16 protein-coding genes are annotated in these 15,457 nt (G+C 38.1%); 14 read left to right on the top strand and 2 right to left on the bottom strand.

Going from position 1 to position 15,457, the window contains the following annotated elements; genetic code table 11:
• The first annotated feature begins 34 nt into the window (after positions 1–34).
• The 6 genes from AC6CHV_RS06360 to AC6CHV_RS06335 are packed head-to-tail and all read left to right on the top strand — an operon-like array spanning position 35 to position 8,598.
• Positions 35–967: an ABC transporter permease subunit gene (locus AC6CHV_RS06360; RefSeq protein ID WP_121449067.1), complete on the top strand. Its 933-nt coding sequence runs from the start codon at positions 35–37 to the stop codon at positions 965–967.
• The gene (locus tag AC6CHV_RS06355; RefSeq protein WP_121449066.1) at positions 964–1,785 is read left to right on the top strand and encodes a carbohydrate ABC transporter permease; all 822 of its coding nucleotides are present in this window, start codon (positions 964–966) and stop codon (positions 1,783–1,785) included. Before AC6CHV_RS06360 ends, AC6CHV_RS06355 begins: the two co-directional genes overlap by 4 nt.
• A 32-nt stretch (positions 1,786–1,817) precedes the next feature.
• The gene (locus AC6CHV_RS06350) at positions 1,818–4,877 is read left to right on the top strand and encodes a glycoside hydrolase family 2 TIM barrel-domain containing protein (protein ID WP_498078350.1); all 3,060 of its coding nucleotides are present in this window, start codon (positions 1,818–1,820) and stop codon (positions 4,875–4,877) included.
• Between the two features lie 44 nt (positions 4,878–4,921).
• Positions 4,922–6,610, top strand: a complete 1,689-nt coding sequence (locus AC6CHV_RS06345; protein WP_498078349.1) for an MGH1-like glycoside hydrolase domain-containing protein — start codon at positions 4,922–4,924, stop codon at positions 6,608–6,610.
• A gap of 50 nt (positions 6,611–6,660) precedes the next feature.
• The gene (locus AC6CHV_RS06340; RefSeq protein ID WP_498078348.1) at positions 6,661–7,542 is read left to right on the top strand and encodes an EamA family transporter; all 882 of its coding nucleotides are present in this window, start codon (positions 6,661–6,663) and stop codon (positions 7,540–7,542) included.
• A gap of 54 nt (positions 7,543–7,596) precedes the next feature.
• Positions 7,597–8,598: a substrate-binding domain-containing protein gene (locus AC6CHV_RS06335; protein ID WP_498078347.1), complete on the top strand. Its 1,002-nt coding sequence runs from the start codon at positions 7,597–7,599 to the stop codon at positions 8,596–8,598.
• 203 nt (positions 8,599–8,801) lie between these two features.
• Here AC6CHV_RS06335 and AC6CHV_RS06330 read toward each other — a convergent pair whose 3' ends face one another.
• Positions 8,802–9,476: an LbetaH domain-containing protein gene (locus AC6CHV_RS06330; RefSeq protein ID WP_498078346.1), complete on the bottom strand. Its 675-nt coding sequence runs from the start codon at positions 9,474–9,476 to the stop codon at positions 8,802–8,804.
• A gap of 196 nt (positions 9,477–9,672) precedes the next feature.
• On the opposite strand from AC6CHV_RS06330, the gene AC6CHV_RS06325 reads away from it, so the two are divergent.
• From AC6CHV_RS06325 to AC6CHV_RS06315, 3 genes are all read left to right on the top strand, one after another.
• On the top strand, positions 9,673–9,801 hold the full coding sequence (locus AC6CHV_RS06325; protein ID WP_440272851.1) for a hypothetical protein: 129 nt from the start codon (positions 9,673–9,675) through the stop codon (positions 9,799–9,801).
• Between the two features lie 165 nt (positions 9,802–9,966).
• Positions 9,967–10,884, top strand: a complete 918-nt coding sequence (locus AC6CHV_RS06320) for a DMT family transporter (RefSeq protein ID WP_341330125.1) — start codon at positions 9,967–9,969, stop codon at positions 10,882–10,884.
• Positions 10,885–10,902: 18 nt separating this feature from the next.
• Positions 10,903–11,097 (top strand): hypothetical protein, encoded by a 195-nt coding sequence (locus AC6CHV_RS06315; RefSeq protein WP_121449059.1) that lies wholly within the window; start codon positions 10,903–10,905, stop codon positions 11,095–11,097.
• A 200-nt stretch (positions 11,098–11,297) separates the two neighbouring features.
• On the opposite strand, the gene AC6CHV_RS06310 is transcribed toward AC6CHV_RS06315, so the two are convergent.
• The gene (locus AC6CHV_RS06310; RefSeq protein ID WP_498078345.1) at positions 11,298–11,999 is read right to left on the bottom strand and encodes a DUF6198 family protein; all 702 of its coding nucleotides are present in this window, start codon (positions 11,997–11,999) and stop codon (positions 11,298–11,300) included.
• 113 nt (positions 12,000–12,112) lie between these two features.
• On the opposite strand from AC6CHV_RS06310, the gene AC6CHV_RS06305 reads away from it, so the two are divergent.
• The 5 genes from AC6CHV_RS06305 to uppS all read left to right on the top strand — a co-directional run bounded on the left by AC6CHV_RS06305 (position 12,113) and on the right by uppS (position 15,394).
• Positions 12,113–12,985 (top strand): LysR family transcriptional regulator, encoded by an 873-nt coding sequence (locus AC6CHV_RS06305; RefSeq protein ID WP_341330126.1) that lies wholly within the window; start codon positions 12,113–12,115, stop codon positions 12,983–12,985.
• Positions 12,986–13,073: 88 nt separating this feature from the next.
• Complete coding sequence (locus tag AC6CHV_RS06300) at positions 13,074–13,667, top strand: DUF1801 domain-containing protein (RefSeq protein WP_498078344.1); 594 nt, start codon at positions 13,074–13,076, stop codon at positions 13,665–13,667.
• Between the two features lie 192 nt (positions 13,668–13,859).
• Complete coding sequence (locus AC6CHV_RS06295) at positions 13,860–14,351, top strand: DUF2975 domain-containing protein (protein WP_341330128.1); 492 nt, start codon at positions 13,860–13,862, stop codon at positions 14,349–14,351.
• A 10-nt stretch (positions 14,352–14,361) separates the two neighbouring features.
• Positions 14,362–14,571 carry a helix-turn-helix domain-containing protein gene (locus tag AC6CHV_RS06290; RefSeq protein WP_010676789.1) on the top strand — a complete coding sequence of 70 codons (210 nt, stop codon included), beginning with the start codon at positions 14,362–14,364 and terminating at the stop codon, positions 14,569–14,571.
• A 61-nt stretch (positions 14,572–14,632) separates the two neighbouring features.
• Positions 14,633–15,394 (top strand): undecaprenyl pyrophosphate synthase, encoded by a 762-nt coding sequence (uppS, locus tag AC6CHV_RS06285; protein WP_498078343.1) that lies wholly within the window; start codon positions 14,633–14,635, stop codon positions 15,392–15,394.
• Positions 15,395–15,457 lie beyond the last annotated feature (63 nt).

Raw genomic sequence — 15,457 nt, 5'->3', positions numbered from 1 at the left:
ACCCTATTTTCTAATCTGAATAAGGGGTCATCTTATGTCAAATAAAACAAAGAAAGCGAATAGCTATCAGCTAGTAAGTAGGAAAGTACCCTATTTATTTATCTCACCTTGGATAATTGGATTTTTGGTGTTCACCCTTGGTCCATTAGCTTTCTCATTAATCATGAGCTTTTTTGATTGGCCAATTACAAGTGCACCAAGCTTTGTGGGAATCGACAACTATAAAACGATGTTCACGGACGATCCACAATTCTATAAATCTTTAGTCATTACATTTAAATTTGCCGCGATTTTTGTGCCATTAAACTTAGTTATTGCCCTAACCTTAGCACTCCTCATTACTCAACCATTAAAAGGAATGAAAATTTTCCGCACCATTTTCTATTTACCTGCGGTTGTATCTGGAGTTGCGATTTCAATTATTTGGGGCTGGATTTTCAACTCTGAATATGGAATTTTAAACTACTTGCTTTCATTAATAGGCATTGAAGGGCCAAAATGGCTAGTCGATCCGAAATGGGCTATCTTGACAATCGTCATTGCCAGTGCCTGGGGTGTCGGAACAATGATGCTTATTTTTTATACAGACATTAAAGGAATCCCGCCAGAGTTATATGAAGCAGCAGCAATTGATGGTGCGGGTCCGTTTCGTCAGTTTTTCAGTATCACGATCCCAAGTATCACACCAACTATTTTATTCAATGTGATTACATCGGTAATCGCCGCACTACAACAATTGGCGCTAGTCTTACTTTTAACAGGTGGAGGTCCGTTAAAATCAACATATTTCTATGGACTATACGTGTATAACAACGCCTTCAAACACCATGAACTAGGATATGCAAGTGCAAACGCATGGTTTATGTTCATCGTCATCTTAATCTTAACAATGTTAATCTTTAAATCATCATCCACATGGGTATTTTACGAAAATGAAGTGAAAAAAGAAGGGAAGAAGAAAAAATGAAGATGTCAAAGAAATATAAAATCATAATGTACAGCCTTCTTGGGTTATTTTCACTTTACTTCTTATTACCATTTGTGTGGGTAATCCTTTCTGCGTTAAAAACAGAGGCAGAAGTGTTTAGCTTCCCTCCAAAGATTTTCCCGGAAGTGCCACAGTGGGGAAACTTTATTGATGCATGGAACAGTCAACCGTTTGGAACCTATTTAAAAAACTCAGTCATCGTCACTGTAATGACTACGCTAGGTCAATTAATTTCTTGCTCTCTAGTTGCCTACGGATTTGCAAGATACGACTTCAAATATAAGAATGGACTTTTCATCTTGTTGCTAGCGACGATGATGATTCCATGGGATGTAACGATGATTCCGTTATACATGGAATTCAATTTATTTGGATGGATTAACACCTTAAAACCATTAATTGTCCCGGCGTTTTTTGGATCAGCGTATTACATCTTTTTATTAAGACAATTCTTAATGAACATACCGAAAGATCTTGAAAATGCAGCGAGAATTGATGGTGCAAACGAATTCCAGATTTTCTTTAAAATATTCTTACCGATTATGAAAGCACCACTTATCCTAATCGCCGTATTAAATATTTTATTAGTATGGAACGACTACTTAGGTCCATTAATTTACCTTCAGGATCAATCAAAATATACATTAGCACTTGGGCTTGCGGCATTTAAAGGAATTCATGACCTTCAAATTCTACCAATTATGTCTATTACGTTAGTCATGATTATTCCACCAGTTCTCGTGTTCCTATTTGCCCAAAAGTATATTGTCGAGGGAATCAGCGGATCAATTAAGTAAGATCAACATAGAGTTATGCGGAGGAAGATAAAATGCGACGAGAGATGAAAAGATGGGAGAATATCCATCTGACGGGGATTAACAGACTCCCTGCACATACGGATTTTTATAGATATGAAACGAAAGAGAACGCAAAAACGTTCAACAAAGAAAATAGTATTGGATATTCATTACTTGATGGCGAGTGGAAGTTTTTATTTGTTGATGCGCCGGAGCTTTCACCAAAGGGGTTCGAGGCAGAGGACTTTGCTATCGAAGGTTTAGATGATATCGAAGTACCATCCAGTTGGCAAATCAAGGGTTACGGAAACATGCATTACACAGATGTTTTATACCCATTTGCTATCAACCCACCATTTGTACCACAGGAAAACCCTACTGGGATCTATTTTAGGGAGTTAATGGTTTCAGATTTAGCAGACGACGAAGCACTTATTATAAAATTCAATGGGGTTGACTCTGCATTCGACTTATATGTGAACGGACAGCATGTCGGTTACAGCAAGGTTTCCAGAGTACCGTCTGAATTTGACATTACGGAATATGTAAAACAAGGAACTAACCGCTTAACAGTAAGAGTCTATCAGTTCTCTGACGGCACATATTTAGAAGACCAGGACATGTGGTGGCTGTCAGGAATTTTTAGAAGTGTAGAGCTTTTTAAAATTAACAAAAATACGCTTCAGGATGTTATTGTGGAAACACTGCCTGATGAAAACTATGAAAATTTCACCTTGAAAATCGGTGGAGAATTTTTAACAAGCAATGTAAAAGGTTTATTTGCGACTCTTTATCACCAAAATGAGAAAGTGGATCAGTTTGAAATTGAAGTGGCTGATGGAAAATTCGAGATTAGTAGATTGATAGATAAGCCGCATTTATGGAATGCAGAGGAGCCTAATCTTTATCATCTCGTTTTTGAATATTGTTTACCGAACGGTCATAAGGAAATTGTGCCGCTTCGCATTGGTTTCCGTTCAATTGAGGTCATCGACAATGAAATTCGTGTCAATGGAAAGCGCATTTTCTTTAACGGAGTGAACCGTCATGATTCACATCCGAAGACAGGTAGAACGGTAAGTTATGAGGATATGCTTCAGGATATTAAAATGATGAAGCAGTATAATATTAATGCTGTTCGTTCAGCCCACTATCCAAATAATGATGTATTTTATGATTTATGTGATGAGTACGGATTATACGTAATAGATGAAGCGGACCTTGAGTGCCATGGCTTCGAAAACACGGGTAATTACAACTGGATTTCCGATAATGAATTATGGCAAAAACAATATGTAGACCGTGCAGTTCGCATGGTAAAAAGAGACCGCAACCACCCAAGTATTGTGATGTGGTCATTAGGAAATGAGTCAGGGGCTGGACGCAACTTCACAGCGATGTACAACGCAATCAAGGCAATCGATCCTACTAGACTCGTCCATTATGAGGGTGACAGAGTTGCAGCTTATAGTGATGTTTACACAACTATGTATACTCGCTTAAAACCACTCGAAGAAATCGGTAAAAATGCAGAAGGTAAGAAGCCTCATATATTATGTGAGTATGGACATGCAATGGGGAATGGCCCTGGTGGATTAACAGAGTACCAACAGTTAATGCGAAAGTATCCTCGATTACAAGGTGGATTTATTTGGGAATGGTGTGACCATGGAATCGAAACGACGAATGAAAATGGTGAAACTTACTATTTATATGGCGGCGATTACGGTGACTTCCCGACAAACGGAAACTTCTGTATTGACGGACTTGTCTACCCAGACAGAACGCCATCACCAGGACTAATTGAATATAAAAAGGTCATCGAGCCAATCGTGACGGAGGAAGTTAACTTAACAGAAGGCAAAATCCGTGTGAAGAATCTATACGATTTTAAAAACATTAGTGGTATCGTGGTTCATATTGAAGTGAAATCTTTCGGCACACTTATCGAGGAAAAAGAAATCAAGCTACCGAGTATCCAGGCTCATGAAGTAGCAGAAATTACGTTGCCAATCGATGTTGCAAAAGCTGCTCAATATGACGATGTTCGTATCTATCTAAGCTATCGAGAGGCGGAAGATACGCTCTATGCAGAAAAAGGACACGAGATTACAAAAGAAAGTTTTTTACTAGAATCTACGAAACTTGAAAAAGGTGTAATAACTGTCGCTTCAATCGGGTCTGATTTTGTCATTGAAGACGAAGCAGCTCAGCTTAAAATCGAAAATGATATGTTCAAGGCTGTTTTCTCAAATGTGTATGGCACACTTGAATCCTTTGAATCTGAAGGGGAAGAGATTATTAATAAAGGTCCTGAGGTAACGCTTTGGAGAGCGATTATTGACAATGATATGTATAAAAAGGATGACTGGATTAACAAGTACTTCCTTAAAAACACAAAAGAACAGCTCGGCGAAGTCACTTATGAGGTGTCTGAAGACCATGTGGACGTCGTCATCACGAAGTACGTATCAACTGTAAACCAAGCATGGGGTTTCCATTTAACATACAATTACCGTATCACGAAAAATGGTGTGCTAAATGTTGACTTAAAAGGTGAAAAAGTTCTACGCGGCATAGAAATTCCAGAAATGCTGCCACGAATCGGTGTAACTATGCATCTTAACCAAGATTACAGCGAGGTTACTTGGTATGGCCGTGGGGATTCTGAATCCTATCAGGATACGAAACGTAGTCAACCAATTGGCCTTTACAACAAGACTGTAGAAGATATGCACACTGATTATGTGTATCCACAGGAGAATGGATCAAGATGTGATACCTCTTTCCTAGCTCTGGCAAAAGGTGATCACAAGTACCTGATTAATTTTAAAGAAGAGTATGACTTTACGATTCATGATTATGAAACTAGTGCACTTGAAGAGGCGAAACACCGAAGTAATATTCAGAAGTCACCATTTAATGTATTGACCATTGATTACAAACAAAGTGGTGTTGGAAGCAATAGCTGTGGTGAAGAGCAGTTACCTCCATATCGAACAGTGATTGAGGACTTCCGCCTTCAATTTGAAATAAGAAAGATTGAAAAGGATAGCCTAGTAGAAGAAAGTAAATTTTTCACAGCACGTTAAGAGAGCAGGGGAAACCCTGCTTCTTCCATAAAGGAGAATGATAGATGAATTTAGATATTAGAGAAATTCCTTTTTCTAGATTTGGTTCTTATTTTTGCGTGTCACAGGAAAAGGATTCTAAAGAAATTTATATACGCGATGTTCATGGTGGGGATGACGCCCCTTCAAAACTTTTTAAATTCGATCTTTTGCAGGATGGTGTTGAAAAAGAATTTGAGATTCTAGCAACAGAAACGTCCTTGCGTTTTCATCTAATAGATGACTTGGAGAAATATGCGGAAATCATCATTCCTGAAGAGGATGAGCTCCATATGAAAGTTAGTGGAGTAGAAGTACGATTGCAGGCAAGCAAAGTGAAATACGATACCTTGCATGAATATGAGGATGGCATGTATGAATACCATATCTATCCGAAGGAACTAAAGCTGATGATCAGCAAGCTCACCGGAGAAATGTCAGTTGAAGCACCATGGAATGTTATCGGAAATGACTTTATCGACATTCGCATGCGTAATGGCCATTTTGTGATTGAGAGCTATCGTACTGTTTTTAAACCAAAGGAATATGCAAGCTTTGAAGCGGGGAAAGAAAAGGTCGAGAAACTCTATCAAGAGTGGCTCGGAAATATAACGGAGAAAAATGAAGTCTATCAAGCTTCTATCGACCGTGCTGCGTATATCACTTGGTCAAGTGTCGTTCACCCAGATGGCCAATTAAAAGATTATGCCATGTATATGTCAAAGTTGTGGATGTACAATATTTGGTCCTGGGACAATTGTTTCAATGCGCTAAATCTAGGTGCTAAGTATCCTGAACTAGCGTATGCCCAACTAAAAATCTTTATCGATACACAGGATGAATCTGGGGCATACCCTGATTTTGTGAATGATAAATTTGTATCCTATAACTGTATTAAGCCACCAATCTTTGCATATGTTTATGAAAAACTCATGGAAGAAAATGATTATTTTAAAGATGAAAACCGCTTAAGAGAGGTTTATGAATCTACAAAAAAAGTTATGAAGTATTTTGACCTATATCGAACATATGAAGGTCGACTTCCACATTATAAGCACGGCAATGATTCCGGCTGGGATAATGCGTCATTATTCCATCGCGGTATGCCGGTTGAAGCACCAGACCTTGCTAGCTTTTTAATCAGAACATATGATATTTTAACGAAATTTGCAGGCATGCTTGGAGAGCAGGAAGAAGCAAAGCAATTTACAGAAAGAGCAGATTCAATGTTTGCTTTATTAATGGAAAGATTGTACGACGAAAATGGATTCTTTGGCCGCGTTGGTAAAGATGCTGAAATGATCGATATTCGCTCAAGCTTGATTCTCCGTTTACCTGTATTAATCGGCTATCGTCTTGATAAAAAGGTAATGGATCAGCTTGTGGATGACCTTACGGAGAACTTTGAAACGAAATATGGATTTGCAACAGAAATCCCATCAAGCCCATTTTATAAGGAAAATGGCTACTGGCTCGGACCAATTTGGGCACCAGTCACCTATCTTTTTATTGATTCATTAATAAGTTTTGGCTACAGTGAAATTGGAGAAAGAATCAGAGAGAAATACTTAAATCTAACACTTGTCGGCGGAATGGCAGAAAACTTCGACCCTCATAACGGAACAGGGCTCGTCGATACCTCCTTCACATGGACATCAAGCGTCTTTCTTCAATTAATGGGACACGGGGACAGGTCCCCTGTCCCACGAATCTAAAAAAATGGGACGAGGGACCTGTCCCTTCGTCCCAATAGGTGGAGGTTTACATGCGGAAATATTTTGGGGAAATAGGTCTTACGATCGTAGCCATCATTTGGGGAAGCGGGTTTGTGGCGAGCGCGGTGTCGCTGGAACATTATACACCTTATCAAATTCTAGCCATCCGTTTCCTAATTGGTGTGATTTTGTTGAGTCTTGTCTTTTTTAAGAAACTAAAACATATCAAAAAGAGTACGTTAATCAAGGGTTCGATTATTGGAATCTTTCTATATTTAGCATTTGCTCTACAAACAGTCGGGTTAGTCTATACCACACCATCGAAAAATGCCTTTTTGACGGCGGTAAATGTGGTCATTGTTCCGATTATTGCATTCTTTATCTTTAAACGAAAAATGGATAAGTTTGAGCTCTTAGGCGCAGTGCTTGCGATAACAGGTATAGGGGTGTTATCACTTCAGCTCTCAGGAGGCATCAACTTTGGAGATTTCTTAACTCTATTATGTGCGGTTGCATTCGCATTCCATATTTTCTATACGGCACAGTTTGTGAAGGATGAAGATCCAGTGCTATTAACGGTTATTCAAATGGCGGCTGCCACGGTTTTGGGATTCATCGTCGTCCTTTTCAAAGGAGAAATGAATTTTGCGGCAAGTTTTGAAGGAGTATCCGCGGTTCTGTACTTAGGGATATTCTCCACAACAATCGCGTTTTTATTGCAAACAGTCGCACAGAAATTCACAACCGAAACAAATGCGGCCATCATTTTATCAACAGAAGCATTCTGGGGCATGGTATTCTCCGTTATCATTCTAAGTGAAGTGTTAACCACAAGAATGATCATCGGAGCCATCATTATCCTTGTAGCGATCATCATTTCCGAAACAAAGCTGAAATTCATAAGGAAAAAAAGCTACAAAGAAGCAGTGTGAAATTGGAATTTTATGTATTACAATAGAAGTATTAAGACAAAGTGGGTATGATATATGGCGACAATTAAAGATATAGCAGATTTAGCGCAGGTTTCCATGGCAACGGTCTCTCGGGTGTTAAACTATGATGAAACGTTAAACGTTGCACCAGAGACTAGAAAGCGAATTTTCGAAGCGGCAGAGGAACTAAATTATGTCGTTACCCCGAAAAAGAAAAAAACGAAAAAGAAAGGGGTAGTGGGGCTTTACTATTCCTATTCACTTGAAGAGGAATTGGTCGACACCTATTACCTTTCGATTCGGGTTGCATTAGAAAAGAAGCTTGAAAGCATGGGAATGGAATTTTTCAGAATTACAAAGGACGATACAAAGCGAAGTATTTCAAAATTGGACGGGATTATCTGCCTTGGAACCTTTAAAAAAGCAGATATTGAGTTGATTAAAAGTTTTGATAAGCCATCGGTGTTTGTGGATTCAAATCCAGATAAGGATAGTTTTGATGCGGTAGTCATCGATTTTACCTCTGCGACGAAAACGGCGCTTAATTATCTGGTTGAACTAGGACACAAAAAAATAGGATTTATCGGTGGCGTTGAAACAGATATGTATGGGAATCGGTTCAAGGACTTACGACAGGATGTCTTTGAATGCTATCTAAAGGAAAAAGGAATTTTTAATGAAGATTTCGTCAAAATTGGCGGCTATAATCCAAAGGATGGCTATCAAATCCTTAAGGAAATGCTCAGTCAGAACGAAAAACCAACCGCGGTGTTTGTGGCTAATGATTCCATTGCAGTCGGTTGCTACAAGGCAGCTTATGAACTAGGTGTTAAAATACCGGAGGACCTAAGCATCGTCGGCTTTAACGATGTGTCCTCTGCACAATACATGATGCCACCGCTTACAACCGTAAAATTGTACACGGAAATTATGGGCGAATCCGCGGTCGACTTACTGCTTGAGCAAATTGCAACCAAGCGTGAAGTCTGTAAAAAAATAACCATTCACACAAAGCTCATTGTCAGAGGCAGTGCTACAAAGGTGAAGAATGGCTAAAATTGAATAGATTAGGACAAAAGCCATATCGGAAATAAAACGAAGGAATAGTTCTGATAAAATAAGTTACCATAAAAAATTGCACTTCCAACAACTAAGGTAATAGAAGATTTTACACGAATAAAAGAGAAAGGTGAATTTGAACATCCTCAAATTCACCTTTCTCATTATCTGAAGCTAGTTATGTCAGGGTTAATATATAGCTAGTCATATGCCATTCCACAGGAGCAACGGTTTTTTCCAAATAATAAATGATAAGATGCGGGGAATTCCTGATTGACCCGTTGGACTTCACGTGCAAATTCCTTACTATCTTCTGGCACCGGTGAAAGTTGGTTCGCTTTAACTTGAGAATCAATATTCGCACCTGGTGGGACGAACCTATTAGGTGGTATTCGAACACCGTTTGTTACTACTGCATTATATGAAATAAATGAGCCCCTTCCAACAATTGCATTATAAACAATGGCATTAAAACCAACAAATACTTTGTCTCCAATAAAACAAGGACCATGGACAAGAGCCCCATGAGCAATGGACACCTCATTACCAATGAAGATAGAATACCTTTTACTTCCAACCGAAATCTTTCTATTTAATAAGCCGTGTAAAATGACTCCATCCTGAATATTTGTATGACTACCTATATAAAACGGAGTTCCCTCATCCGCACGTATACTGACATTAGGTGCTACATAAACATTGTTTCGAATAGAAACATCACCTATGACACTGGAAAATTGACTCACAAAAGCTGTTTTATCTATCTGAGGAAAGCGTTGAATCGGATTGGATGATGTTATGGGGTTAGGGCTAATGAATGGTTCAAAACAATGAGAATGGTCATTCGAAGAGTTTGATGTACTTTTGTCTCCCACGTAATCTCTCCTTTGCAAAATTGGCGTACAAGTATTTTATGCAATGAAATTGCATGGGAGTGGGATTTAAGAGCCTTTTTTGGTTTTTGGTTGGAGATTTCATGGTGTTTTGTAGAATGTATTTTCTCTATAAAACCATCCTAAGATTAAGGTGGTGACCGCATCGCCCCAAATCTTTTGAATTGGTGCATGATATATGTTTTTTTTAACTCAAGGTAAGCTAAAAGAGCCTGCACCATTTGCCGGCATCCATTACATCGGGATGAGTGCAGCAGGGCATTACAGCACATGTCCTTGTGCAAGATGCCGATATGGCTATGTTTGAAGCAAAACCCCAAAGGGGAAAATAAGGATTATTTTTATTCTAAGCATTGACTATTTCTAGAGTTCCTTTTCTTTAGATATTTGCTATGATTAAAGGTGTAGATTCTTTTCAATAATCAGAAAATCTGGTAATATGTGGGCAATACGTCCATCGGGGGAAACGCTAATGAACAAAAAGACAGCGGGGCTTTCAATTGCAGCAGGTGCGGCTTTATGGGGCATTATTGGTTTATTTGTAAGCAATCTGTACGCAATTGGCTTTACGCCACTTCAGGTTGTCACTGTGAGAGCAATCGCAGCTTCCATTTTTCTCATTACATATGCTTTATTAAGAAATCCGATAGCCTTCAAGATTCAGTTATCTGACAGTAAATATTTTATCGGTACAGGAATAATAAGTATTGTCTTTTTTAACTGGTGCATGTTTGTAGCGATTGAGGAAACATCGATTTCTGTTGCTGCGATTCTCCTATATACAGCACCAGCATTTGTCACGATATTTGCTAGAATTTTATTTAAAGAGAAACTCACCATTCGAAAAATCTTGGCCCTTGTGGTAACTATTGTCGGCTGTGCCTTTGTTGTGGGGGTCTTTCCAAACTTTTCAGGTACCATCTCTCCCTTCGGTCTAGTGGTGGGAATCGGATCCGGTTTCTTTTACGCGCTTTATAGTATCTTTGGCAAGTTTGCCCTTGAAAAATATGATTCACTTACTGTCACGGTGTATACGTTTATTTTTGCTGCTGTTGCAGTAACACCGTTCAGCGGTATATGGACGGTAGCGAATCTGTTTACGGATCTAAAAGCTTGGATTTACATCATTGGATTAGGATTTCTATCATCGATGATGGCGTTTATCCTATATACAAAAGGCTTACAGTATATTGAGTCAAGCCGGGCATCCATAATTGCAACGATAGAACCAGTTGTTGCAGCCATTATAGGCTTCTTTATCTTTCAAGAAACTTTGCAAATGTGGCAATATGTTGGGATTATTATGGTGATTGCAGCTGTGATCATCGTTCAAGAAACAAGCGAAAAGCTCCCGAAAAACGCAATGATCGAAAATGAGACATCTTTATAATCGAGGTGAAACAGTAAAGTGAATACGGCGTTTACTATCGTCATTATCCTTGGAATCGCAGCATTAATTGGAACCATGTTAATAGCAGGAAAAGGGGACGCAAACTACCGAGAAAAAACAAAGCGAAACAGCATCAACTTAACCCTTATCTATACTATCGTGATACTGCTCTCATTAATTGCGGTTGGAGTGTATATTTGGAGATATGTATAAAGAGAGAATTATTATTTGTTAAAAGTGTCCTTGAGGACACTTTTTTAATTTATAAGATATATTCGATAATCGCTCCCTCAGTTGGAGGGGAATGCAAGAGTGAAGGTAAGCTTAGACCGTAATCATACCATCAGCACTATGCTCAGTCGAAAGTAAGTTACATCATATTACCGAAACGTAAAAAAACACGAATCTTTCTATCAAGACGAAAGACTCGTATTTTTCTTTTCAACTACTTCATTGACCTTGTTTTTATTCATCCATTGAGACAGGGGTAGTTGGAAATACTTCATGATCCAACCTAATATTTTTCCGATAAAATATGCAGCAACTACTGTACCAATCCCAACTGCACCTAATGATTGAATGGTGACTACACAGACAACACCTGCCACACAAACATTAATTAAGTCACTGGATATTTTAGCTTTACCGACTTTTAATTTAAACTTTTCACTGATTACAAACGTTAATTGATCGTAAGGCATAAGTGGGAATTTCGTAGTGAAATAACCAAGTAAACCTATTGCAACTACGAATAAACTAATGATTAAAAAAGCCCATCGCATGAATATCGACTCAGGCATTGGAACGAGTTGCACAAGGAATAAGGATAAATCCATAAAGAAGCCAAATAAAAAAGCAACGACTAATTGAACGATTGATTCTTTGAAGTTGAATTGTTTACTTAGTACCACTTGAATCATAATAAATAAAACATTTGCTACTATGGTCATCATTCCGACTGATAACCCTGAAGCAAGCGCAAATGCATAAGCTAAAGACGAGACTGGTGAAACACCAAGGTCTGCCTGTATAGAAAAACTAACACCAAGTGCAAGGAAAAATAAGCCAATAATATACAAACTAAGTCGTTTTATGATCACATTAATATGATTCATATAGTCCTCCTTAAAAATAGTCCAACTTCAATATTATCATGTGAAATGATATATTAATAATATATATTTCATTCATAAATCATATATAATTACATATAATGGAGTATAAAAAAATGGATATTCGACAACTACAGTATTATAGAGAAATCGTAAAACAAGGGAATATTTCGAAAGCGGCTGAGGTACTAAACATTGCACAACCCCCGTTAAGTCAATTACTAAAAAAGTTAGAAACAGAGTTAGGTACTATATTAATTCACCGCTATCGTAAGAAATGGGAATTAACCGAATCAGGCCAGCTGTTATATCAATATGCTGAACAATTAGTAAGTCAAATGGAAGAAGTGAAAAGAAGGATTCATGAAATAGAAGAAGGTGCCGCTGGAACAGTACGTATTGGATTCTCATCAGCCTGTTCGAATATGTTGATTGATTACATTGAAGACTTTAGAAAACAGTTTTCTCAAATCAAATTTACTATTTTTTCAGGGGACTCGGAAAGTTTATTAGCAAAGTTAAAACAAAAAGAAATTGATCTTGCGTTACTTTTCAGACCGAGTCATACGGAGCAATTTGAAATGAAAACACTGAAGAAAGAACCTGCAATCCTCATTGTTCCTAATAGCTTAACAAGTGAGCTCTCGGCAAAACCTACCTTTAAGGAAATTGCTCACCTTCCTTTTATCATGCTAGGTGCGATGGAAGGACACACCTTTCATGAAAGTATTTTAAAAGCATTTCAAGACCATGACGTACAACCCAATATTGTTGTTGAATGCAAAGATATTCCCATGGTTGTCGCACTTGTCAATCGTGGGTTAGGAATCTCCATCATTCCAAGAATGAATTATAAATCATTATTTTACCAGCATTTACAGATTTACGAGTTCGGGAATTTTGATATTAGTCTAGAACCCGTGATGATGAAACTAAAAGATGTGCCAACCTCAAAAGCAGCCATGCATTTTTGGGGAATGATAAAATAGACCTGGGACACAGGGACAGGTTCCTCGTCCCATTTGGGATTAGGAACCAATGACCAAACGAAATTTGATAAATGAAAGGTGTACTTTGATGACGAATGGTAGAATGAATCCTAAGGTTGATGAATTTTTACATAAGGAAAAGAAGTGGAAGGAAGAGTTTGAGAAATTGAGAATGATCAATCTTGGCTGCGATTTGACTGAAGAATTGAAGTGGAGATTGCCTTGTTATACGTTTCAGGATAGGAATATCGTGATTATTCAAAACTTTAAGGAATACTGTGCACTGATGTTTTTTAAAGGTGCTTTGTTAAAGGATCCCAATGGTATTCTAGTCAAACCCGGAGAGAATTCTCAGGCTCAGCGCCAAATAAGGTTTACCAAAGTTCAGGAAATCATTGAAATGGAAAGCATCTTGAAAACCTATATTCAGGAAGCAATAAAGGTGGAGCAATCAGGGAAAGAAGTCGAGTTAAAAAAGACAACAGATTTCTCTGTTCCAGAAGAGCTTCAAACGAAATTCGAAGAAATGCCGGTATTAAAAACAGCCTTTGAAGCTTTGACGCCTGGGAGACAAAGAGCATACCTCCTTTATTTTTCAAAAGCCAAACAATCAAAAACTCGAGAATCAAAGATTGAAAAATATATCGAGCAAATTCTAAATGGTAAGGGATTGAATGATTAATTCCTGATCGTCTTTACAATGTATCCGAACATTTAAAGCATTTCATTCATCAGAAATGCTTTTTATTATGCCTTAAGGGAACAAAAAAATCTCTTAAACAACAAAAACAAGATAATTTTCAATAATATTTTATTGTAAAACGATAAAAACTATGTTAAATTAAATTGACAATAAATAAATGAGGTGTATGTTATGAAACTAAGTTCAACACGTTTTTTAAGGTTGGCAGTTATTATAATAGGAATTCCAGTTTTGGCTCTCTGTATTTTTGGGCTTCCACAAATTGCAAGTGTCGCATTTAAAGAAGCAGCAAATGGAGCAACGTTAGGATATATAGTACTTGGTACTTTAACAATAATGTATGTTTCGGCAATTCCATTTTACGTTGCCTTGTATCAAGCATTTAAGCTTTTAAATTATATCGACAAAAACATTGCTTTCTCAGATCTTTCAGTAATAGCCTTAAAGAAAATCAGAACTTGTGCTATTACGATTTGTGGTTTATATACATTAGCTTTACCATTCGTCTTTATCATAGCGGAGTGGGATGACGCACCAGGACTTGCATTACTTGGATTGGTCATTGTTGGTGCTTCAATGGTGGTTGCAGTCTTTGCGGCTCTACTTAAAAAACTTTTACAAGAAGCGATCAATATAAAAACAGAAAATGATTTAACGGTCTGAGGTGATAACAATGGCGATTATTATAAACATTGACGTAATGCTAGCAAAAAGAAAAATGAGCGTAACTGAGCTTTCTGAAAGAGTAGGAATAACAATGGCTAACCTCTCCATATTGAAAAATGGAAAGGCAAAAGCGGTTCGTTTTTCAACATTAGAAGCGATTTGCAAAGCCTTGGATTGTCAGCCGGGGGATATATTAGAATACCGAAGTGACGAATAATGGGACGAGGGACCTGTCCCTATGTCCCAGTGGAAATATTAATTATTAAGGAGTTAAAAATATGGCAATGAGAATTCCTTTTTTTAATCAGAAACAACCGAAAGAATCCTTCGATTATGGTGAAGGTCAGACTCCGGAACATATTGCGATCATTATGGATGGCAATGGCCGATGGGCTCAGAAGCGGGGCTTGCCTAGAGTGGCTGGCCATAAGGAAGGGATTTCGGCCGTCTTAAAAACCGTAAAGGCAGCAGTTAAATTTGATGTGAAGGTTTTGACGTTATATACGTTTTCCACGGAGAACTGGAAGCGCCCAAAGCCTGAGGTAGAATTTATTTTGAGGCTACCTAAGGAGTTTCTCCAGCTTTATCTACCAGATCTTATTTCCAACAATGTACGGATCGAGGCGATTGGTGATATGGGGAATCTTCCGTCCCATACCCGTGAAGCGATTGAGTATGCAATTGAACGCACAAAAGATAATGACGGACTTCTGCTTAATTTTGCTCTCAACTATGGAAGCAGAAACGAGCTTCTTCATGCAATGAAAGCCATGCTCGTGGATATGAAAGATGAGAAATTAAACCTGGATGAGTTAGATGAACAGCAGTTTAATCAATACTTGTATACAGCAGATTTGCCAGAACCAGACCTTCTGATTCGCACGGGCGGAGAAAAACGTCTGAGTAATTTCCTCCTTTGGCAGTTGGCTTATACAGAATTCTGGTTTACTGATGTGCTGTGGCCTGATTTCAATGAAGAAGAATTCCTGCAAGCATTACAAGAATACCGACAACGAAAAAGAAGATATGGTGGAGTATAAGTGGTACGCGAAGGACAGGTCCCTCGTCCCAGTTGGGACATGGGACCTGTCCTTTTGTGTACT

It is taken from the genome of Ferdinandcohnia sp. GQ5 (genome assembly GCF_059759275.1).
Note: the sequence above shows the minus strand (reverse complement) of the source record. Positions and strands in the feature narration are given on the sequence as shown.

Excerpts from the sequence above, each read along its gene's own strand:
- AC6CHV_RS06360 (WP_121449067.1), top strand. The coding sequence starts at position 35 with ATGTCAAATAAAACAAAGAAAGCGAATAGCTATCAGCTAGTAAGTAGG.
- AC6CHV_RS06355 (WP_121449066.1), top strand. The coding sequence starts at position 964 with ATGAAGATGTCAAAGAAATATAAAATCATAATGTACAGCCTTCTTGGG.
- AC6CHV_RS06350 (WP_498078350.1), top strand. The coding sequence starts at position 1,818 with ATGCGACGAGAGATGAAAAGATGGGAGAATATCCATCTGACGGGGATT.
- AC6CHV_RS06345 (WP_498078349.1), top strand. The coding sequence starts at position 4,922 with ATGAATTTAGATATTAGAGAAATTCCTTTTTCTAGATTTGGTTCTTAT.
- AC6CHV_RS06340 (WP_498078348.1), top strand. The coding sequence starts at position 6,661 with ATGCGGAAATATTTTGGGGAAATAGGTCTTACGATCGTAGCCATCATT.
- AC6CHV_RS06335 (WP_498078347.1), top strand. The coding sequence starts at position 7,597 with ATGGCGACAATTAAAGATATAGCAGATTTAGCGCAGGTTTCCATGGCA.
- AC6CHV_RS06325 (WP_440272851.1), top strand. The coding sequence starts at position 9,673 with ATGTTTTTTTTAACTCAAGGTAAGCTAAAAGAGCCTGCACCATTTGCC.
- AC6CHV_RS06320 (WP_341330125.1), top strand. The coding sequence starts at position 9,967 with ATGAACAAAAAGACAGCGGGGCTTTCAATTGCAGCAGGTGCGGCTTTA.
- AC6CHV_RS06310 (WP_498078345.1), bottom strand. The coding sequence starts at position 11,999 with ATGAATCATATTAATGTGATCATAAAACGACTTAGTTTGTATATTATT.
- AC6CHV_RS06305 (WP_341330126.1), top strand. The coding sequence starts at position 12,113 with ATGGATATTCGACAACTACAGTATTATAGAGAAATCGTAAAACAAGGG.
- AC6CHV_RS06300 (WP_498078344.1), top strand. The coding sequence starts at position 13,074 with ATGACGAATGGTAGAATGAATCCTAAGGTTGATGAATTTTTACATAAG.
- AC6CHV_RS06295 (WP_341330128.1), top strand. The coding sequence starts at position 13,860 with ATGAAACTAAGTTCAACACGTTTTTTAAGGTTGGCAGTTATTATAATA.
- AC6CHV_RS06290 (WP_010676789.1), top strand. The coding sequence starts at position 14,362 with ATGGCGATTATTATAAACATTGACGTAATGCTAGCAAAAAGAAAAATG.
- uppS (WP_498078343.1), top strand. The coding sequence starts at position 14,633 with ATGGCAATGAGAATTCCTTTTTTTAATCAGAAACAACCGAAAGAATCC.